We start from the raw sequence: 22,167 nt of genomic DNA on the forward strand, positions 1-22,167 counted from the left end.
TATTGATTTAGGGTTGAGAAAACATATCATTGACAAAGGCTGTGAGGATTTTTTCCCGGACCTGGGCCGGCATGGCGTCGAGGACGCCGTTGATGTCGGCCATGCGGCTGGGCAGGGAACCGTCTTTAATCCCGGCCGCAGCCATCATCCCCATTATCTCTTTATCCGAAATGGCCGACAGATCCACTCCTTCCAGACTCCCTTTGATCAACCCGGTCAACTCTCCCTCCGGCAGGGTCCGCGCGATTTGGACGCATTCGGCCAGGTTTTTCAGCAATTCGTCCTCCCAGCCCACATTGGAGGCGCTGACGGAAAGGTGAATGTGCGCCGGCGAGTTGTCAAAGGAAAGCGATGGCTGAATATACCATCCCCGCTGGTTCATTTCATCGATAATATGAAAAACGTTCACCTCGTCCGATATAAATGAGATCAGGCACATATCCGGGCGCGTCAGCAGCCGCAGGCCGTCAATCCGTCCGATGCCCTCAGCGATCTTCTTGACGGCAGCCAGTTTTTTCCGGGCGATCTCCAGGTAGCCCTCGTCTCCCACATAGTTGATGACCGCCCAGGCCGCCGCCATGGGTCCGCCGGATTTACTGCTCTGCACGGCGTTGTTGACGATGGTATAACCGATCCAGCCGGAACAGGCAAAGATCTGGTGCCTGCGCAATGCCTTGTTCCGATATAGGACCAGCGATGCTCCTTTGGGCGTATAGGCATACTTGTGAAGATCCACGGAGATTGAATCGACGCCCGGAACACTGAAATCGAAATCCGGCACTGGTTCGCCCAGGCGGCGGAAATAGGGAAGCAAAAACCCACCCATGCAGGCATCGGTGTGCATCCATAAATCATTTTCTTTTGCCAGGGCGGCAAGATCCGCAATGGGGTCGACCACCCCGTGGGCGTAGGACGGTGCCGATCCCACAATCATGATGGTACGAGCGTTGATGGCCCCCCTCACCTTTTCAACATCGGCCCGGAAGGTTTCCGGATCGACGGATACGGTCACCGCCTTCACATCGAGGTAATGGGCCGCCTTGTGAAACGCCGCGTGCGCCGTGGCCGGCAGAATCATTTCCGGTGCGGCAATATCCGGACGTTTTTCCCGGTAGCAGTCACGGGCGGCCTTCACCGCCAAGATGATACTTTCGGTGCCGCCGGAGGTAAAGTTACCCACCACCTGGTCGTCACCGCGCAGGTGGCGCGCCCCAAATGCGGCCAACTCCCGCTCCAGGCGCAGCAGGCTTGGAAACACCGTGAAATCCAACCCGTTTTCCGAGAGGAATTCATTGTAGGCGGCTTTGCCCACCTCCAGGGTCGCTTTTCCCGGATCAAAAATGTATCCGTAGGTGCGGCCTTCCTGCCATTTAATGTCGTTCCTGCGAAATTCGGCAAGTCGTTCGAATATGGCCTCCCTTGTCATTCCCGTTCCGGCAATCTCCATGAATCACTCCTATGCATGGTTTTAGTAAAAAGCGGTCACGCGAACACCCCCTTTGCCGCCCGCAGCATCATCAGCAGAGACAGCAGCATCAGGAAAAGCAGCACCCGCTTTCGAAAGGTATCTTCAGGTGCCCGCATGAAGGCATGTTTCCCCACAACCAGCCCGGCAACCATGGGAAGGGCAAGAATCAGGGCCCGTCGGGCGTGGCCGACGGTCATGAGGCCGCCAGCGGCGCACGTTCCGGCGGCCAGGATGTCCGTGGCCAGAAAGAAAGTGATCAGCGAGGCCCGCGATACAACGGCGCCGATCGGCGATGAGAAGAAAAAAAGAATGGCCGGTGGTCCGCCGATGGCCGCCGCACCGTTGAGGACACCGGAGGCCAGTCCCGCGGCCATCGTCTCCGACCGGTTCAACCGCCGTTTGACCACGAAACCCTGACGCAGCATCAGGGCCAGCATGAAAATGATCATCGCTACCGCCATTTTCATGGGTTCCGGTGAAACGTTTCCAAGTATCCAGACCCCAAGAGGCGTGCCCACCGCCATCCCCATCAGCAGCCATGACAGGTCCGGCCAGTTCACGTGGCGCCAGACCCCTGGCAGGAGGAACAAACTGGCGGCCACCTCCAGAAGCAAAACCACCGGCACCACCTGAACCGGTGCGGAAAAAAGCGATAGGGCCGCCACCGTGATCATGGAAAATCCGAATCCGCCGTATCCGCGCACATAGCCGGCCAGGACCACCACGACGGAAGAAAAGAGCACCAGCGTTAACGATTCGTTCATCTTGGGCCTTGACGGCAAACAGGGAAACTTGATATTCAACAAGGTGTCGTTTTATTCACCATAATGAATTATCATTCACTATCAGTTATTGTCAAATCAAAAGTCCCCGATCAACGGATTTTTTGCCCAAAGGAAGAAGCGCCATGGACAGTTCGGACCGAAAAGTCTGGGAGCAGGAACAGCGTAGAATACGCATCGTGGATATGGCCGAGGCCGTCTTCTTCAAATACGGATACGACGGAGCGACCCTGCCGGCCATCGCCGAGGCGGCCGGGTACAACAAGCGCACCCTCTATCTCTATTTCAAGGACAAGGAGGATCTATTTCTGGCGGTGGTGCTGCGGGGGCTGGAAGGCCTGCGCGCGGCGCTGAAAGATGCGCTCGACAAAGCCGGCGCCATCGGCGGAGGTCTCAGGGAACTGGCTGGCGCATTTTTCACCTTTTCCGTGGACCACCCGCTATACCTGGACCTGATCATGATCTACGAGAGCCGATACTTTGTTTACCATGGCGGAACCGCTTGTACGGACCCGGACAGCCACCGGGAAAGTTGCCAGCAGGTTTCCGAGACGATCGCCAGCCTCGTGACGGCGGCCATCGCCGTGGGAATGGATGCCGGCAGGGTGAGAAACGATCTGACCCCGCAACAACTGATGCTGATCCTGTGGGGCCAGATCGTCGGCGTGATGAAAATTCTGCATATGCGTCGGGAGCATTTCGACGCCGCCTTCGGTATCAGCCGCGAGGGTCTGTTCGATCGGTTTGTGGAGATGATCGAGCGGGGCTTGCGACCCTGACCGCCTCGATGGCCGAGCGCCTGCACAACAGAGCCGGCGGGTCATGCATCCGCGGCCCGCAGCATGATCCGGCAGTCGGCCACCACGGCGCCCTTGCCCTCGGGATAAACGATCAACGGATTGATATCCAGTTCGCTGATTTCCGGATGATTGGCCACCAGGGTAGACACCTGCAGAATGCACGTCTTAATGGCCTCCAGATCCGACGGCGGGTTGCCGCGGATACCTTGGAGCACGTTGAAGGTCTTGATGGAACGAATCATTTTCTCGGCGCTGGCAATGTGCATGGGGGCCAGCCGAAACGTAACATCCTTGATGGCTTCCACCAGGGTACCACCCAGCCCGAACATGACGATGGGACCGAATTTGGGGTCTCTGGCGCATCCGATGATCACCTCCACTCCCTTGCCGGCCATCTCCTGCATGAGCACCCCGTCGATATGGGCATCCGGGTTGTAACACCTCCCTTTCTCCAAAATCTGACCAAAGGCTTCCCTGGCCTGGGCCGCGTCGGCGATGTTCAGCCTGACGCCCCCGGCGTCTACCTTGTGGACGATGTCCCGGGAAACGATCTTCATGGCCACGGGGAAGCGGATGCTTTCAACGGCCGCATCGATGCCTTCCGGGCTGGTCACCAGGCGGCTGGCCAGAAGCGGCAGGCCATAGCTGTCAAGCAGGTCGGCAGCCTCCTTCTCCGGCAGGTAGCATTTCAGGTTGCCGTTGAGTTTGGCACGAATAAGACTGGCGGCATGATCGCGGTTGCAGGCCAGCTCCGGCAAGACCCGGTTGCCCATCGCCAGCCGCTCGCCAAAGCGGGCCATGGCCGCCATGGTGCGCGAGGCCGCCTCGGGAAAGACGTAGTTGGGAATCCCGTTGGTTTCCAAGTGGGCGACCCCTTCCGAGACGTCCACGATGCCCATGAACGAACAGAGAATGGGCTTGTCAACCCCCTTGGCCACGCTGGGAACGATCTGCGCGGTTTCCAGGATGTCGGTCATGGCCTGGGGAGTCAGCAGAACGATGGCTCCGTCCACGTTCTCATCCTGCATGACGGTTTTCAATGCAATTTCGTATCGCTCATGGGTGGCATCGCCGATTACGTCCACCGGATTGTGGATGTTGGCGGTAGGCGGCAGGAATTGCTTGAGCCGGGCTTCGGTCTCCGGGGAGAACGTGGATAGATGCAGGCCGTGACGCACCGCCGCGTCCGTGGCCATGATGCCCGGCCCCCCCGCATTGGTTACGATGGCGATGCGTCGTCCCTTGGGCAGGGGCTGGCGGGAAAATGCCATGGCGTAGTGGAACAGCTCGTTGACGCCTTCCACCCGCTGGATGCCGCTTTGCAGAAAGATGGCATCGTAGGCCGAATCCGTCCCCACCAACGATCCGGTATGGGAGGCCGCCGCCCGGGCGCCTTCCGAGGAAGTACCGGATTTGACCGCCAGGATCGGCTTGCCCTTGTTCCACGAAATGTCGCTGGCCACCCGGATAAACTCCTGCCCGGCGGAGAGATCTTCCAGGTACATGCAAATCACCTTGGTTGCCGGGTCCTCCCCCAGGTAGCGCAACAAGTCGATTTCGTTGACATCCGCCTTGTTGCCGAAACTGATGAACTTGGAAAACCCGATCTTGCGCCCCTCGGCGTAGTCCAGGACCGACGTGCACAGGGCTCCGGACTGGGAGATGAAGGCGATGTTGCCCGGCCGGGGCATTTTGCGGGCAAAACTGGCATTCATGCGCACATCGGCGGCGGTATTGATCACCCCCAGGCAATTGGGGCCCACCAGGCGGATGTTGTGGCAGGCGGCCACCGCCTGGATGCGCTTTTCCAGGACGACCCCCTGCCCGCCGACTTCCTTGAAACCCGCCGTGATCACCATGGCGCTGGAAATTCCCTTTTGGGCGGCATCCTCCATCAGGGCGGGCACCATCTCCGGTTTGATAATGATGATGACCAAGTCAACCGGGTCCGGTATATCGCCAAGGGTTTTATAGGCCTTGACGCCGAAAATGGATTTCAGGACCGGGTGCACCGGGTAGAGTACCCCCTGGAATTCGCCCTGAATGAGGTTGCGGACCACCGCCTGACCCACGCTTTGCGGCCGGTTGGTGGCACCCACGATGGCGATGGACGTCGGGTTGAAAATGGTGTCGATATCGTTCGTCATGAAAAGTCCTCCTCAACACAGACAGGCTCAACAATGATTACCACGGGCCATGCCACGCCCGCAAAAATTATGGACTGAATCAACAACGCGCTTCAATTTCCTGCCAGATCTCCTTCATGGTATGTTTGATGGTTCGTTTGCGCTCCCGATAGGTGGTATGCAGCAGATCATGGGCCTTGTGGGAATTGGGCTGGCCTAAAAAATCATCGTAAATTTTTTCGATGAGCGGGTTGTTGTGGGACTGGCGCACCGACCGCTGGCGGTCGATGTCATACAAGGCGCGTTGCCGCTCCTGCCAGCTGGCCTGGTAAGCTTTCTTGCTGCGCGGCTGCCCCCCGCCACCCATGCATCCGCCCGGGCAGGCCATAATTTCGATAAACTGGTAAGGCGCTTCGCCCTGAAGAACCATTTCCGCCATCTGACGGGCCGCTTTGAGGCTGTGGGCGACGGCCACCTTAACGGGAGGCGTGCCATTTTTCAAATCCACCGCAGCTTCTCGAATCTGTTCCCGGCCGCGCACCAGCCGGAATTCAACGGCATCAAGTTCCTGGCCGGTGAGCACCTTGCAGACCGTACGAAGGGCCGCCTCCATCACCCCGCCTGTGGTACCGAAAATAGCGGCAGCACCGGAGTAATCCCCCATCCACGGGTTGTCGTATGCCGACGATTCCAGGCCGGCAAGGTCGATTCCCTCCCGCTCCAGCAGGCGGGCAAACTCCCGGGTGGTCAGGACGACATCCACGTCAGGGACGCCGTCGCGAACAAATTCAGGCCGTTTGGCCTCCTCCTTTTTGGCCGTACAAGGCATGATCGAAACCACCCGCATTTTCTTGGAATCGAGTCCCATCCGATCGGCCAGGTAGGTTTTGGCCATGGTGCCGAAGCATTGCTGGGGCGAACGGGTCGTGGAGATGTGGGGCAGGATTTCCGGAAAATTCTTTTCGGCAAAGGTAACCCAGCCGGGGCAGCAGGAGGTAAACATGGGTAGCCGCCCGCCCGCTTCTATGCGCCGAAGCAGTTCGGTGCCTTCTTCCATAATCACCAGGTCGGCCGTAAAATTGGTGTCCAGCACCACATCGGCACCCAGCTGCTTCAGGGCCGTAACGATCTGGCCCTCGACGTTGGTGCCGGCAGGCATTCGGAACGCTTCTCCGAGGGCCACCCGGATGGCCGGGGCAAACTGGAAAACCGTAACGATGCGCGGATCAGAAAGGTAATCGATGACCGTTTCGGTGTCATCCCGTTCGGCCAGGGCCCCCACCGGACAGACCAGGATGCACTGGCCGCAGGCCACGCAGTCCGAACTGCCCAGGGGCAGGCCGTCGCGGACGCTTATTTCTGTGGCCAGGCCCTTTTCCGTAATCACCAGGGCGTCGGTGCCCTGAATCTCACGGCACACCTTTACGCAACGAAGGCAGCGGATACACTTGCTCATATCACGCACGATGGCCGCCGAGGAGTCGTCACGGGTGCGCTGTTCGTAAAAACTTGGATAACGGTAGCGCGACTGCCGCAGGCCGACGAACTGGGCCACGTCCTGAAGCTCGCAGTTGCCGTGGCGGATGCACACGGCACAATCCTGGTTATGGTCGGCCAAAAGCAGTTCCACCTGAAGGCGCTGCTGCTCCCGCAGGGCAGGGGTGCGGGTCAGCACGGCCATGCCGTCTTCCATGGGCGTGTTGCAGGAAGTCGCCACCTGCCGTCCCCGGCCGTTTCGGCGCTGGATCTCCACCAGGCAGACCCGGCAGGTACCCGGCGCATGATCGAGGTCCGCCATCTCGCACAGGGTCGGAATAAAATGACCGTTTCGCTTGGCCACCTGAAGGATGGTCTCATTCTCGCTGAATTCCACCGGTTTGCCGTTTATGGTACCATTCATCATCATTCTCCTAATCATTGTTCGGTGATTACCGAATAGACCCGATAGCATCGCATGCAGCGATCCGCCTCGTGGTATGCTTCTTCCACCGAGATGGGTTTTTCCACCTCCTCGAACATGCGTTTTCTGACCTGCGGGTCCAGCTCCTTGACCTTTACCCGGTATTCATGGCGAATGGGGATCGAGACCCCTTTGGAAATCATGGGCTGGATGGCCTGTACCAGGTCGCTCATGCGTGCATCGGGAAAAAATCGCACCCGCCCCAGGGTCAGGTAGTCGTCCATGCACCGGGCCGCCTGGTGCCCCTGGGCCATAGCCTGGACCAGGGTGGCCGGCCCGGTGACGCAGTCGCCGCCGGCAAAGATGCCCTTGCGGCTGCTCATCAGGCTATTGGGATTGACCTCGATCAGCCCCTGCTTGGTAAAGCGGATGCCCTCGTCCGGGCTCACAAAGCTGTGATCCACCTGCTGGCCGATGGCCGGCACAATGCTGTCAGCGTCCAGGACAAATTCCGATCCGTCCACGGGAAGAACGCTCCGTCGGCCGCCGGCGTCCACTTCACCGAGTTCCATGCGGGTCACCTCAACGCCCGTAACCCGTCCGTCGGCATGAAGAATCCGCACAGGATGGGTCAGAAAATGGAAAATGACCCCCTCTTTTTCGGCGGCCTCCACCTCCTCCACATCGGCGGGCATCTCATTTCGGGACCGCCGGTAGAGCAGGTGCACTTCCTTGACGCCCATGCGCAGGGCCGAACGGGCGCAATCCATAGCCACGTTGCCCCCGCCGACCACGGCCATCTTTTCTCCCAGATCCATGGGAATTCCCCGGTCGACATAGTCGTGATTGATGTGCAGCAGCATGTTCACGCCAAACTGGTAACCCTGCAAGGTGGTGTCTTCGCCGGCAATGCCCAGCATTTTGCCCTTGTGGGCGCCGACACCCAGGAATACGGACTGGTACCCGTCGTTCTGGAGGCTTTTGAGTGTGATATTCTGCCCGAGGCGTCGATCATAGTGAATGCGCCCCCCCAGGGTTTCGATAATGCTGATCTCCTTGCTCAACACCTCTTTGGGCAGACGGTAGTTGGGGATCCCCGTGGCCGCCATGCCGCCGGGGACCGTCTTGTCCTCAAAGACATCCACCGGATAGCCCTTGAGCAGCAGGTGGTAGGCGGCCGATATGCTTGCCGGTCCGGTGCCGATGACCGCCACCTTCAGGTCATTGGATTTTTTTTCCGCCACCGGGTAGCTGCTGAACCATTCGTTGGTGATGTATTTTTCCCGGTCGGCCACAAAACGTTTGAGCACTTTGATGCCCACGGCCTCATCTACCTGGGTCCGTCGGCAGGCCATTTCGCAAAACCGCACGCAGACCCGTCCGCAGGTGGCGGCCATGGGGTATTTTTGCAGGATAACCCCCAGGGAATGGGTAAACTTGCCGTCCTTGATGTAATCGATGTAGCGGGGTACATCGACCTTGGACGGGCAGGCCTCGATGCACGGTGCCGAAACATAGGTGGTGCAAGGTTGGGCCGGTTTGCCGTTTCCGGCAACGATCTCGGCGACCAGTTCCTCGCGCAGGTAGCTGAGCATCTCCAGCAGGGCCACCGGTGCGGTCTGGCCCAGGCCGCACAGGGACGTGCTGCGGATGTGCTCGGCAATGACGGCGATCTCTTCCAGGATGGCCGCGTCCCGGTTGCCGTTGGACAGATCGCGAAGCTTGGAGGCGATGATCTGCGTGCCCACCCGGCAGGGGGTGCATTTGCCGCAGGATTCCCGTGCCACCCGTTCCATGTATTGGCGGGCGGCATCCAGCAGATGGACGCCCTTTTCAAAGATGAAGAACCCATGACCGCCCATGAACGCCTTGATGGGATTGCCGGGATTGAAATCATCAAATTCCCGGAAGGCGGGGTCTTCTTCGATTTCGAATATCTTGCGTTTCCTGTTGTCGATGACCTTGCCGTCCCAAACGCCGAAAATCACTTTTGCCATGTAGCTATCCTCGCTTTTTTTCATTTCTACGGTGTATTGGTCCGCCACCCGTGTCGCTGCGGGCGACGGGGCCTTGCCGCTATTGCCAGGCAGCGCCATGCGGCCCGGGTCAATGGTGTTACCGAGCCCACCCGAGGGGTTGTCATCAGGCGGAACGCAGCAGTGCCTTTCTATGAAACACGCGGGGTGAATCCCCCCATTGATGTCGCCCCACCGTCCGCCCCAGCCCTCGGATCCGAGATTCCAGCGCTTTCTGATAACCGGAATCGGTTTCATCGTCGCACGGCTTGGCGTCGTACAGGGTGTAGTTTTTCCGGCAGCTGGCCGGAGTAACCTGGGGCATGATCACGTTGGCGCCGAAAGCCAGCCCCCTTTCCCTCCCCAGGGGTGCCAGGGTCTGCAGGGCCGTGGTGGCAGCGATATTGACATCCCGGAGCACCAGGCGGACAGCGGCGATGGCCAACAGGGTGCGCCGAAGACGCACCGCCGGGGAGTCCACGCCAACCGCCGCCAGGGGCGCTGCGTGGTGGGGGATGTATGGCCCCATCCCGATCATGTCCACGTCCATCTCCCTGAAAAAGGCCACATCGGCCGCCAGGTCGGCCGTGGTCTGCCAGGGCGCGCCGATCATGACGCCGGTACCCACCTGGAAACCGATGGCCCGCAGGTGGTCCAGGCAGTGCCGCCGGTTGTCGAAAGTCTGGCCGGCGGGGTGCCACCGCTGAAAAAGGCGCGGCGATGATGTTTCGATACGCAGCAGGTAGCGATGGGCGCCAGCATCGAAAAAGCGGCGGTAGCTCTCTCGTGATTGTTCGCCGACACACAGGGTGATACCCAATCCATCGGGCAGGATAGCCGACCGGGTCTCTCGTTTGATGGCTCGGACGACATCGGCCACGAAATCGACGAACCGGGGGTCCCGCCGCTCCCCCGATTGCAGGACCACGGACCCGAATCCCCGGTCCGCGCACCACCGGGCCTGGCGCAGGATCTCACCCTGGGTAAGCTGGTATCGCGCCACGTCCCCGTTGCTCCGCCGGATGCCGCAGTACTGGCAGTCACAGTTGCAGATATTGGAAAACTCGATAATGCCTCTGAAATAGACCGTGCAGCCACAATGCAGCAGGGTCATCCACCGGGCCTCACGGGACAGGGCATCGATCTCATCCCTGTTGGTCATTTCCAACAGGGATTGGATCTGCCCGGCCGAAAGGGTCGAGGGCGAATTGATGCTCGGTCTCTGAATGAGTGTGGACATATCCATTTTTAAAAATAAAGGTCCCGCTCGCCGGCGACGATTCGCTGGTAGTAGGCCATGAAGGCGTCAATGGTCTCGGGCTGCTGCCTGCCGATCGCTTCGATCTCGCGTTGAACGACGGGTTCGGCAGCGGCGGCCGTCTCGGGAGAGGCAAAGTCATCGAGCCATTCCCGATAGGTCAGGACCGCGTTGAGTTTGCAAAAACGTCCCTCCCTGCCGCTTCGCAGCAGGTCCATGATCCGCTTGCCCGTGCGGCCGCACCGGTAACCGGCCGTGCAGAAGGAGGTGATGGTGCCCATCTGCGCCAGTTCCCGAATCACGGCATCCAGGCTGCGTGTATCGCCCAGCACAAACTGCTGCCGGTTGTCCTGGACGTGGTCGGCCGTCCCATCGGCGTATGCACCCACACCGATGCGGCTGGACGCATCGATCTGGGTGATCCCCAGGGGCATCAGCGCCCGCCGCGTGTCAGCCGATTCCCGCGCCGTCAGGATCATACCGGTGTAAGGTACGGCCAGGCGCAGCACGGTGACGGCCTTTCTGAAATCGGCGTCCGCGACACGCAGGCGGGCATCCTGGAGAAAAGGCGTGTTTTCAGCCGGTTCGAGCCGGGGAAAAGAAATGGTATGGGGTCCAATGCCCACGGCCCGCTCCAGTTCATGGGCGTGGGCCAAAAGGCCCAGCACCTCGAAGCGCCAGTCGGCCAGACCGAACAGGGCGCCGATGCCGAAATCGTCCACGCCCGCTTCAAACGCCCGGTGCATACAGTACAACCGCCATTGGTAATTGCCCTTAAGCGTATCCGCCGGATGGATGCGCGCATAGGTGGCATGGTGATAGGTCTCCTGGAAGACCTGGAAGGTACCGATCCCCACTGTTTTCAGCCGCTCCAGGTCCTGGATGCACAAAGGGGCTGCATTGACGTTGACCCGCCGGATCCGGCCGGTGCCCTGGTGGACGGGTACTGCGACATCGTAGATGGCCGCGATGGAATCCACCATGTAATCGATGTCCGACACCGGGTGCTCGCCGTAGACCACGATCAGTCGTTTGTGCCCGATCCGGCCGCACAACACCTCTGTCTCCCGCCGGATCTCATCCATGGACAGGGTCACCCTTCGGATGTTGCGATTCTCCCGGCGAAACCCGCAATAGCGACAATTGTTGACACAATGGTTGCTCAGGTAAAGCGGCGCGAAGGTAACGATACGATTGTCATATACGTGGCGCTTGATCTGTCCGGCGGCTGCCTCCATCTCCGCCAGCAGGTCAGGATCGGTGACGTTGAGCAGGGCCGCGGCATCGTCGATGGCCAGCGTCTCGATGGCCAGGGACTTGGCGATGATGTCTCGGATCCTTGCCGGGTCCGGGGATCGGTTGGCACCAATGGCCGCTGCCAGTGCTGCGTCGTCAATGAAATCCCGGCCGCCGTGCAAGTACCGGTCGATTTCGTCCCATCTGATTTTTTGCTGTTTCCATGAATCGGTTTTCACGGTTGAACTGAGCATGAGAAGCCTCCCTGTCGGTTAGTCGCGGTTTGGATGGATGGAATCGAGGTCATCGTATTGGGTTGTGTGGGGTTCTCATAGGCCTGCCAGGCCTCCGGAAACGGTTCCAGCACCCGCTGGAGAACCTGGTGCAAGGCGGAGACGCACACCCCATAATTGGTAATGGGCACGCCTGCCGCCGATGCCCGCTGGATGCGGGCCAGCATCTCCCGGCGGGTCAGCATACAGGCGCCGCAATGAACGATCAGCCGGTAGTCCTCCAGGTTGTCCGGATAATCCCGACCGCTGTAAGTATCGATCTGAAGCTCGCAGCCGGTTCTCTCCCGCAACCATCGGGGAATCTTGACGCGCCCGATATCATCTTCCACGGGATGGTGGGTGCACGCTTCGGCAACCAGCACCCGATCCCCGTCGACAAGATTGTCGATAGCTTCTGCGCCCCTCGCTGCCGCACAAAGATCGCCCTTCAGCCGGGCGAAAAGAATCGAAAAGGTCGTGCAGGGAATTCCGGCGGGGGTCTCAACCACCATTTGCATGACCACCTGGGAGTCACAGACCACCAGGTCCGGCGGCCGGCTGAGGCGATTTAGCAGTCCCCGGTACTGCCTTTCGTTGACCACCAGGGTAGCGGCTTCGTAATCCAGGGCATCACGGATAGTCTGCACCTGGGGCAGGATCAGGCGCCCCTTGGGCGCTTCCGGATCGATGGGCACGATCAACACCGCCAGCCCGCCGGGGGGGAGCAGGTCACCGAGGATCGGCGGCTGGGCCATGGCCCCTTCCGGAAGGGCCTGGATCAGCAATGCCTTGAAGGCACTGACATAACGATCCCGCGGGCTCCCCGGTCGGCTGGAAACGCAGCACACGAAAGGGGAGGCCGCCTGGAGCATCTGCAGGAAATCCGCTTCCGGCTGCCGGTCATCGATCTTGTTGACCACGATCAGGCAGGGGCAGCGGCGTTGCCTGGCTGCGGCGATGATGGCGGACTCATAATCGGTCCAGTGGCCGGCCTCGACGAGCAGGATAAACACCTCCGCACGATCGAAGACCCGCCGGGTGCGCGCCAGGCGTTCAGCGGCCAGCCGGGTGTCGTCGTCCATACCGCCGGTGTCCAGAAACATCACCGGCCCGACGGGCAGCAGCTCCATGGCCTTTTCCACCACGTCCGTGGTGGTGCCGGGAATGGGCGAAGTAACAGCCACATCCTGTCCGGCGACCATGTTGAGAAAACTTGATTTGCCCACATTGGTCCGTCCAAATAGGCCGATCTGCAATCGCATGGATTTGGGGGTGAGAATCACGCAGCACCTCTGCTCCTGGGTAACTATCGGGATCATCATTCGCCGTGAGAAAACCGGTGGATGAGCAGTTCTCCTGAAAACACGTTCAGGCCGACTCGTTATGAGACAACAGCAAAGGGGGTGCCAGGGGGCATGAATTTTTACGGGGAGAGTTATTGCATTATAATTGAATGGGTTATTATAAACTCAACCCTGGTTTTAAAAAGGTAAGCACCGGCCGAACCTGTCATTTTTTTTTCCACGGTGTCAAGGCTCAGGAGACATAATCAATCCAAAAATGTCCACGGCCGGCAATGAGAAGAGAGGGACAAGGATCGACCGGAAGACACGCAGCGCTACCCCACGGTCCTGATAATATCCGCCAGGGAAACGATGCCCGCTTCAATTTTTCCGCTCCAGGGGTATCCGCAGCTGATGCGGATAAAGTTGCGGTAGCGGCCGGTGGTGGAACAGATGATACCCGGGAAGACGGATATCTTTTGCCTTCGCGCCTCCTGAAAGACTTTCAACCCATCCACCTTTTTATTCAGCTCCACCCACAACGTTAGGCCCCCCTGGGGTGCGGTGATCCGCGTATCCTCCGGAAAGGTCCGGGCGATGGCCAGGGCCGTATTGGTAATCTGGTTTTTCAGGGCCGTGCGCAGGCGGCGCAGATGACGGTCGAAGGCGCCGGTTTTTAAGAATTGCGCCACCACCTGCTGGTTCAGCGTCGGCGATGCAATGGTACTGTTCATCTTCAAGCGCCTGACCCGATCGGTGAAACGGCCCGGCAGGGTCCAGCCCACCCGAAGCCCCGGAGAAAGGGTTTTTGAAAAAGAGGCACAGTGAAGGACCAGCCCCTTGCGGTCCAGCGCTTTCAACGTTGTGGGGCGTGCGTTGCCAAAATAGAGCTCGCCGTGGATGTTGTCCTCGATGATGGGAATCTGCTTCTCGCCCATCATTTTGACCAGCGCGGTTTTCTTCTCATCCGACATTTCGAACCCCAGGGGGTTATGAAAGTTGGGAATCAGGAGACACGCCGCCACCTCATTCTTCTCCACCGCGCGTCCCAGCTGATCCAGGTCGATGCCCGTCTGAGGATCCGTAGGTATCTCCAAGGCAAATTTGTTCTGGTCCTCTATAATTTGCAGAAACCAGGGGTAGGTGGGGGATTCCACGACCACCGTGTCGCCGGCGCGCCCGACAGCCGCCAGGCAAAGGCTCACCGCTTCGATGCACCCGCTGGTAATGACCATCTCATCGGTTATGGCCTGCCGGGCCTGGCCGACCATGCGCTTGGCGATCTGTCGCTTCAGCTCGGCATTTCCATAAGGGTTTTCATAGCGCATCAGGCTGCGTTTCATCGCATCCATGGTTTCTGCGCGCATGCAGCGGGTCAGTTGCTTGAAGGGCAGCAATTCCGGCATGACAACGGATCCGCCCAACTGGAGAAAGTCTGCATTGCTCATATCCTCCACGATGGAATAGGCCAGCGTGTTCATGGTGACCTTTTTGGGAACTGGTCGTAGCTTTTTCGCTTCAGGAGGCGGTAAAATCCTATCCAACAGCGGTTTGACGTAGTAGCCTGATTTTTGCCGAGGCATCACGACACCCCGCTTTTCCAGTTCGATGTAAGCCTGGTAAACCGTGGTGATGCTCAGGCCGGTCTGGTCGTGTAATTTTCTCAAAGAAGGCATTTTTTCACCGGACCGGTAGATACCCTCTCTGATCTTTACCTCCAGATCATCAGCCAAACGAGCATATCGGAAGCTCGGAACCATGCTGTCCGTCATGTGGGCAACCTCCCATCTGTTATTAAATAAAATTTAGTTTTCTGTATCTGTTATTGTCTAACGAATCTGTTAGGCTAAAGCAAGCGTTGACTTCAGCTACCGGAGGCGAATAATGAAAAACCTGTCGGTAAAAACCCACACAACAATTAAGGTTCTGCGTTTTCTGCTGGCACCCGAAGATTCGTCGGCCACATCCTCAGGGAATGCCCCACCATATGGTGTCACCCCTTGGACCCAGGCCAAAACCTTGATCTGGTTCGTTTTCAGCGTGCTGGCAGCACTGACGGTCGGACAATTGTGAATATCGGGAAAAAATCAGAATGATCGAGGAGATGCGAAGGGGTGCACTGGCCAATCTGCCGGTAGGCGCCAGCGTGGCCGCATACGGCAGTGTTCTGGGAATGCTGGCCGCCCAGAAAGGGCTTACCTGGGTGCAGTTGCTGGCGATGAACCTGTCCGTTTTCGCCGGCTCCGCCCAGTTTGTCATGGTGGAGATGTGGGCACCGCCCCTGCCTGTGGTGGAGATGACCCTGGCCGTCCTGATCATCAACATGCGCTACCTGCTCATCGGCGCCTCTTTGAATCCGCTTTTCCAAGGGAAATCCCTGGCCCACAAAGCCGGAATCATTCACCTGGTTACCGATGAAAACTGGGCGGTCACCATGGCGGCCTATCGCTGCAAAGGCGCCACCACCGGTTTTCTGCTGGGCGGCGGCATCTGCCTGTGCAGCATCTGGTCCATGGGCACCTTGCTGGGCCATCAACTGGGCGCCCTGGTGGTCCGGCCGGAGCGGTTTGCCCTGGACTTCGCCTTCATAGCGGTCTTTACCGCCCTGACGGTGAGCATGTGGCGAGGAAAAGGCGACATCGCCCCGTGGGCAGCCGCAGCCGTACTGGCCGTCGTTGCCGAACGATGGCTCCCCGGCAAATGGTACATTGTTGTCGGCGGCATCGGCGGGGCATTGGTTCCGGCCGTTCGAGAAATTTTTATAGCAAGGGAAAACGCCCGGAACCCGTTGTCCAATCGATCCCGGAGCGACCCGATGACGAAGGAAACCAAATGACCGGACTCTCTCCGACCGATCTGTCCATTGTCCTGGCCATTGCCGGGGCCGCCCTGGCCACCTACAGCCTGCGCCTGGGTGGCCTGCTGCTGGCAGATCGCCTGCCCAAAAACGGCGGGTTCAAACGCTTCATGGAAGCTCTTCCCGGAACGATCCTGCTGTCACTGGTGGCACCGGGGATATTTTCCGCCGGTATGCTCGGCGGTGTTGCCGCCCTGGCCACTGCCCTGTGCGCCTGGAAAACAAGGAATATCCTGCTTGCCATGATTGTGGGCATGAGTCTGGTAGCAACGGGAAGGTGGTTGGCCTGATATCACGACTGATCCAAAAAAAGCGTACCGAAGCCTGCAATAGCGGCTCCTGAAAGCATACCGACAATGGCCTCTGCTTTTTCGATGCGCTTTTCAGATACCGCACGCAAAATTCCGGCCTTCCCCATCCCCAAAGCGATGCAAATCGCCAGCAGCAGGCCCAGAAGTACTAAATCCATGGACAGGCAGAACAGCATGACCATCACCACTGCCGGGCAAGGCACGCCGCCAACAGCAACCGCCCAAGGCCACACGTTTTTTCCCCGCTATCGGTCCCGGTTTCTTATCCGACGGGGATTCCTGCCGAACAAACAGCGTGTAGGCATGTTTTGCCAGGATTCCCATCCATAGGATGGCGGTCAATCCGAAGCTGACCATCTGGGTTATTTCGGTAACCGAGGTCAGCCGCTGCGTTCGATGACATAGCGCAGTCCCAGGACGCTCACGATGCCTGACATGCTTTGTTTCAACTGATGCTGCCAGACAATAATTTTAACGAAAAACTCAACTCCCGGATAAAAAAAGGCGTTTTCCTTTACCGATTTGACTTCATCGGCTTCCAGCGTGCCGTTGCGTTTCTTGTCGTGATCTTCGGCGATCATGCTGGCGAACATGTCATCCATCTTCCAACGCACTTTGATCCCAGCCAGCCAGTTTTCATGGAAAACGAGATTCAGCCGCTGGACGATAAACACATGGGGATGGGCGTTCGCTCTCGACAAAAACGGCAACGGGCCTCCCGCGGCCATGCCGAGGGCGGTGCATATCAATCCAAGCCACATGCTTTTTTTCGAAAGCCACCGCATTTTTTAACGTCCCTGCCCTCTTCCCCTTGTATCCAGGGCAATCGATGCCATCGCTTGGCAACAACCGAATCTATACCAAAGCGCTTGCCCAAGATCCAAATTTTAATTTGAAGACGAAGGAAAATAAGAAGGACGGGAGAGGTGCGTCTGAAGATGAGACGTCCGACACCTTTCGCTGGCATCAAAACGAAAAATGACGGAGCCGGGAGTAATTTCCCCCGTCCCCGATATAACCACCAACTGCTGTTAATCGTCAGGTTCGCATCGCGAATGCGGCCAAGCTAGAATTCTATGGATAGCTGCGCCGTCAATGCATCCTCTTCGTCATCGTTTTCATATTCGTCGTGGGCGTATTCAAACGCCAGGTTGGTGCCTTCAAGGATAGCGATGCCGAAGGATCCCATGTATCTGGTTTCAGGAAGACGGCTCTGGGCTTCGTCGGTACCCTGGAGCGCAGCGGCCAATACGGCTTCTTTTTCGCCGACGGTGAAGGCATAAGCGATTTCCAGATTCCAGGCGGCAATTTCATCTTCATTGACCGCTGCGCCGGAGTCGTCAATCCATTCGATTTCATCCAGGGCCGTCACATACTCGCCAATCAGCGTGAGCTGCCCCACGCCAACGATGGCATAGGCCCCCATACCGGCGGCATATTCATTGAGCGCCAAACCTTCTTCATCGATGATGTCCTCCCAGGCATCGGCATCGATCAGGTTGTTGATATAGCTGACCCCGAAGTCAACGGTGAATCCATCGCTCTCCATGGTGTAGCCAACGGTAAACGTGTGGTTCGGCGTCCCTCCTTTCTCAATAAAAAGGCGCAAGAAATCTTCCGAAAAATGTTCGGACTCTCTTGCGCCTTCACTTCCTACGCGTCGGCAATCAACCGGAGAACGTAAGACAAGTTTTTTAAAGATAGGATCTTCAAATTAACGGGATTGGTTCCGTTCCAGAAAATCGAATTGTCGTCAAGCCCTTTTTATTGGGCCCCTGAAGCTGACGTTTTGGGGACATTGGAGATCTGAAAAACCAAAGTGGCGGTGTGCTTCATTTGGGTGTAGGGCTCCTGCTCGTCCCCTTGGGCATCGATTTTGATAAAATAAAAAACCAAGCCAAGCCACTTGGCCGGGGCTACGCCCAACCAGCCATGCAAAACAAACCCGATAACGGCAATGATCGCCACCACCATCCTGACAGCAAACATTTTTGCAGACATACAGTTCCGTCCTCACGGATGCCATCCAAACCCGATCTTGTTTTCAAGAATGACCCCCGGGCGGCCCCGATTGGGTGGGGAAAGGGGCGCCCGGGGATCGTCAGTCGCACAGTGGAGGAGGCGACACGAAAAGCTATTTCATATCCCGGGCCTGGACCCAGATCACAGCATCCTGGGACAACTCTTTGCCCTTGTGTTCCTTTGCCGGTCCCGCGCCCAGAGCGCAGAAACCCCACCAACCGGCCCTGGGAATGCCAAAGGAGAACTCACCGTTGACATTAGCCTTGATCGTCATGGTGACAAAGGCATCCTGGGGTGCTTCCACCGCGGCGCTTTGCGCAAAGGCATTTTTGTCAGGCAGGGGCTGGTGGTTCATGTATTCCACCTCGATCTCGGCAAAGGGCACCGGCTTGCCCTCGCCCTTGACGATGCCCCGGAATACGTTGCCCGTCCACAAGGCGTAGGGTTTGTCCAGGGGCACGATCTCGGCCGGCAGGCCGATCTCGGCATCCCAATCGGTGGGGAATCCGCCGGTGTTAACCACGAGCTTGGTGATCTGCTGGATATAGCAATTCTCTTCCTTTTCCAGATACGGAGAGGGCACTAGGCAGAAGACGTTGTCGCCCATGCCCCGCAGCTTGTAGGTGGTTTCGTATGCCGCGCCGCTGTTGGTGAGGCTGGTCCAGGTGATGGGCTTCAGTGTGCCAAGCAGATCGGTCTTCTTCTCCTTGCGCACCACGTAAAACTGCTCGGGCTGCCCCATGTCCATGGTATGCCCGGCTTCGAAGGGATGGGTAAACACCAGTTTCATCCCGATGGTATCGGCTTTCGCCAGGGCCGACACGGGTGTGTAGACCATCTGGAAATGGGCCATGGCCGGAACCGCCAAGGCCAGCACCAACAAACCGGCGAACACAACAACTGCCTTTTTCATTGAAATCATCCTTTCCATTATAAATTGCGATTGTATTACGTAACTGTCACGATTCGACCAATTTCTCGCTTCTTATCTCAATGTACCGCAATCCAAGTGACAGCAATGTATCACTCCACAATCTCCTTGCCGTCGATTTCGATCTTATGACCTTCGCCGGCGTCGAACACGACTTTGTAAGCTTCGTCCGGTTTGTCGAAAGTAAACTCGCTGTCCTCATCCATTTTGCCCTTGAGCAGGACACTGCCGTCTTTTTCCACGCGCATCTGCACGCTGGCGGCCGAAGATCCGTCGGAAAACCCGCCTTCGCAAGTAACCGTGCCGTCCCCGTTGTCGTAGCAGGAGCACAAAGGGGTGTGCGCCAGGGCCTGTCCTGCAGCAAAGGTCGCAACCAGGGCCAGCAAACCAATGAAAAACATACTGCGCTTGAACATGAAACGATCCTCCTTTTTTGATTAGGTATATTGGGGTTCATTTTTGAAAAAACCCATAAAAACTGTGAACGCCAGAGCCAGCACATAAAAGGCGAACATCGCCTGCAGGCCCGAAAGCCCAAAAGCCCTGCCCAGCGAGAACACCAGGGTGGCGAACGCCAACCCCAGGAACATGGGATAGGCAATCGAAAAGAGCATCCACTTGACCGAACCGGCCTGAACCTTGACCGCGATGGCCGTTGCCATGCAGGGGGGATAGAGCACCATGAAAAGCATGAGCGCCAGGGCGTGCAGGGGCGTAAAATCAGTCTCGCCCCTGGCCATGCGCTGCTCCAGGGCTTCCCCATCTTCCCCCTGTTCGTAAAGGGCGCCCAGGGTGGCCACGCTGCTCTCCTTGGCCGCCAGGGCGCTGAGCAGGGCCACGTTGACGCGCCAGTTGAAACCGGCCCATCGGGTGACCGGTTCCAGCCACCGCCCCGCGGATCCCAGGAAGCTGTTGTCGATGCGCTCCTTGCGCATCTCTCGCAAGAGACCCTTGCGCGCCTTGACCAGGGTTTTCAATTCGCGGCCGACCTTCTTGGCCGCCTTGTCATCCCCCGGCTGGACGATTTGATAGAAAAGCGCGTCGCGGGCTTGGAATTGGGCATTCAGCGCCGCCACCCCATCTTCTCCCCGGGCGCCCATCTTGGCGTCTTTGTAAGCTTCCGCGTAGCGCACCAGAGCGATCACGCGATCTTCCCCAAGCGCTTCGGCAAAAGGCGTGCCCTTGATTTTTTTCATGAAGGCGGCCACGGCCTTCTCCTTCTCGGCATGGTAATAGTCCATGCGCGCCGCATCGATACCCGGAAACTGGAGCAGCGCGAAGATGATCACTGCCACGGCCACCACGATGGTGGTAATCTTACGCACGAACAGCCACACCCGCTCCATGGCCCTGCCCAATACGCCCCGCCAGGTGGGCAGGTGGTAAGGCGGCATCTCCATCACGAAAGGCGCCGTCTCCTTGTCCTTGAGCACGGTCAGGGTGAGAATTTTCGATACCGGCAACACCAGCAGCATGCTGATGGTGGAGATGAAGAACATGGCCCAGGCCTTGTGGGCGGCAAAGTAGATATTGATCAGGAGAACGTATAAAGGCACCTTGGCCAGGCAATTGAGCAACGGAATGATCAAGATCGTGGCCAGGCGCGAACGCTCGTCCGGGATGCCTTTGCAGGACATCACCCCCGGCACCGCGCAACCGCCCACGTAAATGCCGCCCAGCACCATGGGCAACGTGGATTGGCCGTGGAGGCCGTAGCGGCTGAAGAGCCGGTCCATCATAAAGGCCATGCGGGGCATGTAGCCGCTGTCCTCCAGGATGGCGATCAGCGCGAAGAGGATAAAGAAGATGGGGATGTAGTTGAGCAGGGCATTGATGCTGTCCACGATCCACAAGGCGAACTCGCGGATCAGCGGGATCTCGATAAACCCGGGCTGCGGAACAACGGCTTCGGTCAGACTGCGCAGCTTGGCCAGCAGCGGCCAGGTGTAGTTGGTGATGTTATACCCCTGGACGATGGCCAGGTAATAAAGCAGCCAGATCACACCGACCATGATAACCGGCCCCAGCAGACGATGGCAGACGAACCTGTCAATTTTATCCGAAAGCGGCCGCCTGGCCCCCTTGGGCAGGGTCAGGCACACCTTGGCAATGGCGTCGGCCGCCTTGTAGCGGGAATTGGCGATGTGCACTTCACAAGCCTCGTCGAAACGCTCCTCAAAGGCCACCCGCAATCCATCGACCGTGGCCATGAACATGTCACCATCCGGGTGATACTCGCGGATCAACCGCTGCACCTCCCCGTCCCCCTCCATCAGCTTGATGGCCAGCCAGCGCAGCGGATAGTGTGTGGTCAGGGTGGTCTCCGAGGCCAGTCGCTCGATCGTCTCCCGGAGCATCGGCTCCATCTCGCCGTAATCGATATGAAGGGGTTTTGCCGTCGGCTTCACCGCGGCCACGGCATCGATTGCCTCGCGCAACGCCTTCCTGCCTTTTCCAGACTTCATGGTCGTGGGAACCACGGGAATGCCCAGCTGCCGGGACAGCTTCTCCATATCGATGTGCATGCCGCGTTTTTCGACCACGTCCATCATGTTGAGATTCAAGACCACCGGAGTCTCCATTTCCAGCAGCTGGAAAGTCAGGTAGAGGCAGCGCTTGAGATTGGACGCATCCATGACGTTGAGCGTCACCGACGGCTTTTCATGCAGGATGAAATCCCGCGACACCCGCTCCTCGGGTGAAAAGGAGGTCAGGCTGTAGGTGCCGGGAAGGTCCACCACCGCCACCCGGTAGCCATTGTGCCGGTACGATCCGGTCATCTTGTCCACGGTCACGCCGGGATAATTGGCCACATGCTGACTGGCCCCGGTCAGCGCATTGAACACCGTCGACTTGCCGCAGTTGGGCTGGCCCGCCAGGGCGACTAAAATGGTATCGCCGCTCAC

The 22,167-nt window shown here is 58.5% G+C and carries 20 protein-coding genes; 4 read left to right on the plus strand and 16 right to left on the minus strand.

Features of this window, described 5'->3' with window-relative positions; genetic code table 11:
- Positions 1–7: 7 nt before the first annotated feature.
- Both ACHZBS_RS10800 and ACHZBS_RS10805 read right to left on the minus strand, forming a co-directional pair.
- Positions 8–1,447 carry an aspartate aminotransferase family protein gene (locus tag ACHZBS_RS10800; protein ID WP_319406512.1) on the minus strand — a complete coding sequence of 480 codons (1,440 nt, stop codon included), beginning with the start codon at positions 1,445–1,447 and terminating at the stop codon, positions 8–10.
- 35 nt (positions 1,448–1,482) lie between these two features.
- A complete protein-coding gene (locus ACHZBS_RS10805; protein WP_319406513.1) occupies positions 1,483–2,232 on the minus strand; it encodes a sulfite exporter TauE/SafE family protein in 750 nt (249 codons plus the stop codon).
- 143 nt (positions 2,233–2,375) lie between these two features.
- Here ACHZBS_RS10805 and ACHZBS_RS10810 point away from each other — a divergent pair, with 143 nt between their 5' ends.
- Positions 2,376–3,029, plus strand: a complete 654-nt coding sequence (locus tag ACHZBS_RS10810; RefSeq protein WP_319406514.1) for a TetR/AcrR family transcriptional regulator — start codon at positions 2,376–2,378, stop codon at positions 3,027–3,029.
- A gap of 41 nt (positions 3,030–3,070) precedes the next feature.
- Here ACHZBS_RS10810 and ACHZBS_RS10815 read toward each other — a convergent pair whose 3' ends face one another.
- The 7 genes from ACHZBS_RS10815 to ACHZBS_RS10845 form a co-directional block, all read right to left on the minus strand.
- Positions 3,071–5,197, minus strand: coding sequence for an acetate--CoA ligase family protein (locus tag ACHZBS_RS10815; protein WP_319406515.1), 2,127 nt, complete (start codon positions 5,195–5,197; stop codon positions 3,071–3,073).
- A gap of 79 nt (positions 5,198–5,276) precedes the next feature.
- Entirely contained in the window at positions 5,277–7,076 is a 1,800-nt protein-coding gene (locus ACHZBS_RS10820; RefSeq protein WP_319406516.1) for a [FeFe] hydrogenase, group A, read from the minus strand.
- Between the two features lie 14 nt (positions 7,077–7,090).
- On the minus strand, positions 7,091–9,073 hold the full coding sequence (locus tag ACHZBS_RS10825) for an FAD-dependent oxidoreductase (protein WP_319406517.1): 1,983 nt from the start codon (positions 9,071–9,073) through the stop codon (positions 7,091–7,093).
- Between the two features lie 145 nt (positions 9,074–9,218).
- Positions 9,219–10,337, minus strand: coding sequence for a [FeFe] hydrogenase H-cluster radical SAM maturase HydE (gene hydE / locus ACHZBS_RS10830; RefSeq protein ID WP_319406518.1), 1,119 nt, complete (start codon positions 10,335–10,337; stop codon positions 9,219–9,221).
- Between the two features lie 2 nt (positions 10,338–10,339).
- Positions 10,340–11,839, minus strand: coding sequence for a [FeFe] hydrogenase H-cluster radical SAM maturase HydG (hydG, locus tag ACHZBS_RS10835; RefSeq protein ID WP_319406519.1), 1,500 nt, complete (start codon positions 11,837–11,839; stop codon positions 10,340–10,342).
- Positions 11,821–13,140 (minus strand): [FeFe] hydrogenase H-cluster maturation GTPase HydF, encoded by a 1,320-nt coding sequence (gene hydF / locus ACHZBS_RS10840; protein ID WP_319406520.1) that lies wholly within the window; start codon positions 13,138–13,140, stop codon positions 11,821–11,823. The genes hydG and hydF overlap by 19 nt, the downstream gene beginning before the upstream one ends.
- Before the next feature lie 335 nt (positions 13,141–13,475).
- On the minus strand, positions 13,476–14,912 hold the full coding sequence (locus tag ACHZBS_RS10845; protein ID WP_319406521.1) for a PLP-dependent aminotransferase family protein: 1,437 nt from the start codon (positions 14,910–14,912) through the stop codon (positions 13,476–13,478).
- A 112-nt stretch (positions 14,913–15,024) separates the two neighbouring features.
- Here ACHZBS_RS10845 and ACHZBS_RS10850 point away from each other — a divergent pair, with 112 nt between their 5' ends.
- Genes ACHZBS_RS10850 through ACHZBS_RS10860 form a run of 3 tightly spaced genes read left to right on the plus strand, consistent with a single transcriptional unit; the run spans position 15,025 to position 16,287 of the window.
- Positions 15,025–15,213: a hypothetical protein gene (locus tag ACHZBS_RS10850; protein ID WP_319406522.1), complete on the plus strand. Its 189-nt coding sequence runs from the start codon at positions 15,025–15,027 to the stop codon at positions 15,211–15,213.
- 19 nt (positions 15,214–15,232) lie between these two features.
- The gene (locus tag ACHZBS_RS10855) at positions 15,233–15,976 is read left to right on the plus strand and encodes an AzlC family ABC transporter permease (protein WP_319406523.1); all 744 of its coding nucleotides are present in this window, start codon (positions 15,233–15,235) and stop codon (positions 15,974–15,976) included.
- Positions 15,973–16,287 carry an AzlD domain-containing protein gene (locus tag ACHZBS_RS10860; protein ID WP_319406524.1) on the plus strand — a complete coding sequence of 105 codons (315 nt, stop codon included), beginning with the start codon at positions 15,973–15,975 and terminating at the stop codon, positions 16,285–16,287. Before ACHZBS_RS10855 ends, ACHZBS_RS10860 begins: the two co-directional genes overlap by 4 nt.
- Before the next feature lie 2 nt (positions 16,288–16,289).
- Here ACHZBS_RS10860 and ACHZBS_RS10865 read toward each other — a convergent pair whose 3' ends face one another.
- From ACHZBS_RS10865 to feoB, 7 genes are all read right to left on the minus strand, one after another.
- Positions 16,290–16,490 carry a hypothetical protein gene (locus ACHZBS_RS10865; RefSeq protein WP_319406525.1) on the minus strand — a complete coding sequence of 67 codons (201 nt, stop codon included), beginning with the start codon at positions 16,488–16,490 and terminating at the stop codon, positions 16,290–16,292.
- Positions 16,491–16,688: 198 nt separating this feature from the next.
- A complete protein-coding gene (locus tag ACHZBS_RS10870) occupies positions 16,689–17,009 on the minus strand; it encodes a DUF1007 family protein (protein WP_319406526.1) in 321 nt (106 codons plus the stop codon).
- 365 nt (positions 17,010–17,374) lie between these two features.
- Entirely contained in the window at positions 17,375–17,917 is a 543-nt protein-coding gene (locus ACHZBS_RS10875; RefSeq protein WP_319406527.1) for an LbtU family siderophore porin, read from the minus strand.
- Between the two features lie 155 nt (positions 17,918–18,072).
- Positions 18,073–18,309, minus strand: a complete 237-nt coding sequence (locus ACHZBS_RS10880; RefSeq protein WP_319406528.1) for a hypothetical protein — start codon at positions 18,307–18,309, stop codon at positions 18,073–18,075.
- A 133-nt stretch (positions 18,310–18,442) separates the two neighbouring features.
- Positions 18,443–19,243 (minus strand): DUF4198 domain-containing protein, encoded by an 801-nt coding sequence (locus ACHZBS_RS10885; protein ID WP_319406529.1) that lies wholly within the window; start codon positions 19,241–19,243, stop codon positions 18,443–18,445.
- Between the two features lie 110 nt (positions 19,244–19,353).
- Complete coding sequence (locus tag ACHZBS_RS10890; protein ID WP_319406530.1) at positions 19,354–19,677, minus strand: hypothetical protein; 324 nt, start codon at positions 19,675–19,677, stop codon at positions 19,354–19,356.
- 21 nt (positions 19,678–19,698) lie between these two features.
- Positions 19,699–22,167 (minus strand): ferrous iron transport protein B, encoded by a 2,469-nt coding sequence (gene feoB, locus ACHZBS_RS10895; RefSeq protein WP_319406531.1) that lies wholly within the window; start codon positions 22,165–22,167, stop codon positions 19,699–19,701.

Origin of the sequence: uncultured Desulfosarcina sp. (genome assembly GCF_963664155.2) — a bacterium.
In the GTDB taxonomy this organism is placed as follows: domain Bacteria; phylum Desulfobacterota; class Desulfobacteria; order Desulfobacterales; family Desulfosarcinaceae; genus Desulfosarcina.

Bases quoted from the DNA above. Each gene is read 5' to 3' on its own strand.
- hydE (WP_319406518.1), bottom strand. From the start codon at position 10,337: ATGGATATGTCCACACTCATTCAGAGACCGAGCATCAATTCGCCCTCG.
- ACHZBS_RS10820 (WP_319406516.1), bottom strand. From the start codon at position 7,076: ATGAATGGTACCATAAACGGCAAACCGGTGGAATTCAGCGAGAATGAG.
- ACHZBS_RS10800 (WP_319406512.1), bottom strand. From the start codon at position 1,447: ATGGAGATTGCCGGAACGGGAATGACAAGGGAGGCCATATTCGAACGA.
- ACHZBS_RS10855 (WP_319406523.1), top strand. From the start codon at position 15,233: ATGATCGAGGAGATGCGAAGGGGTGCACTGGCCAATCTGCCGGTAGGC.
- ACHZBS_RS10890 (WP_319406530.1), bottom strand. From the start codon at position 19,677: ATGTTCAAGCGCAGTATGTTTTTCATTGGTTTGCTGGCCCTGGTTGCG.
- ACHZBS_RS10850 (WP_319406522.1), top strand. From the start codon at position 15,025: ATGAAAAACCTGTCGGTAAAAACCCACACAACAATTAAGGTTCTGCGT.
- ACHZBS_RS10810 (WP_319406514.1), top strand. From the start codon at position 2,376: ATGGACAGTTCGGACCGAAAAGTCTGGGAGCAGGAACAGCGTAGAATA.
- hydG (WP_319406519.1), bottom strand. From the start codon at position 11,839: ATGCTCAGTTCAACCGTGAAAACCGATTCATGGAAACAGCAAAAAATC.
- ACHZBS_RS10865 (WP_319406525.1), bottom strand. From the start codon at position 16,490: ATGGTCATGCTGTTCTGCCTGTCCATGGATTTAGTACTTCTGGGCCTG.
- ACHZBS_RS10805 (WP_319406513.1), bottom strand. From the start codon at position 2,232: ATGAACGAATCGTTAACGCTGGTGCTCTTTTCTTCCGTCGTGGTGGTC.
- ACHZBS_RS10815 (WP_319406515.1), bottom strand. From the start codon at position 5,197: ATGACGAACGATATCGACACCATTTTCAACCCGACGTCCATCGCCATC.
- ACHZBS_RS10885 (WP_319406529.1), bottom strand. From the start codon at position 19,243: ATGAAAAAGGCAGTTGTTGTGTTCGCCGGTTTGTTGGTGCTGGCCTTG.
- ACHZBS_RS10825 (WP_319406517.1), bottom strand. From the start codon at position 9,073: ATGGCAAAAGTGATTTTCGGCGTTTGGGACGGCAAGGTCATCGACAAC.
- ACHZBS_RS10880 (WP_319406528.1), bottom strand. From the start codon at position 18,309: ATGTCTGCAAAAATGTTTGCTGTCAGGATGGTGGTGGCGATCATTGCC.
- ACHZBS_RS10860 (WP_319406524.1), top strand. From the start codon at position 15,973: ATGACCGGACTCTCTCCGACCGATCTGTCCATTGTCCTGGCCATTGCC.
- ACHZBS_RS10845 (WP_319406521.1), bottom strand. From the start codon at position 14,912: ATGACGGACAGCATGGTTCCGAGCTTCCGATATGCTCGTTTGGCTGAT.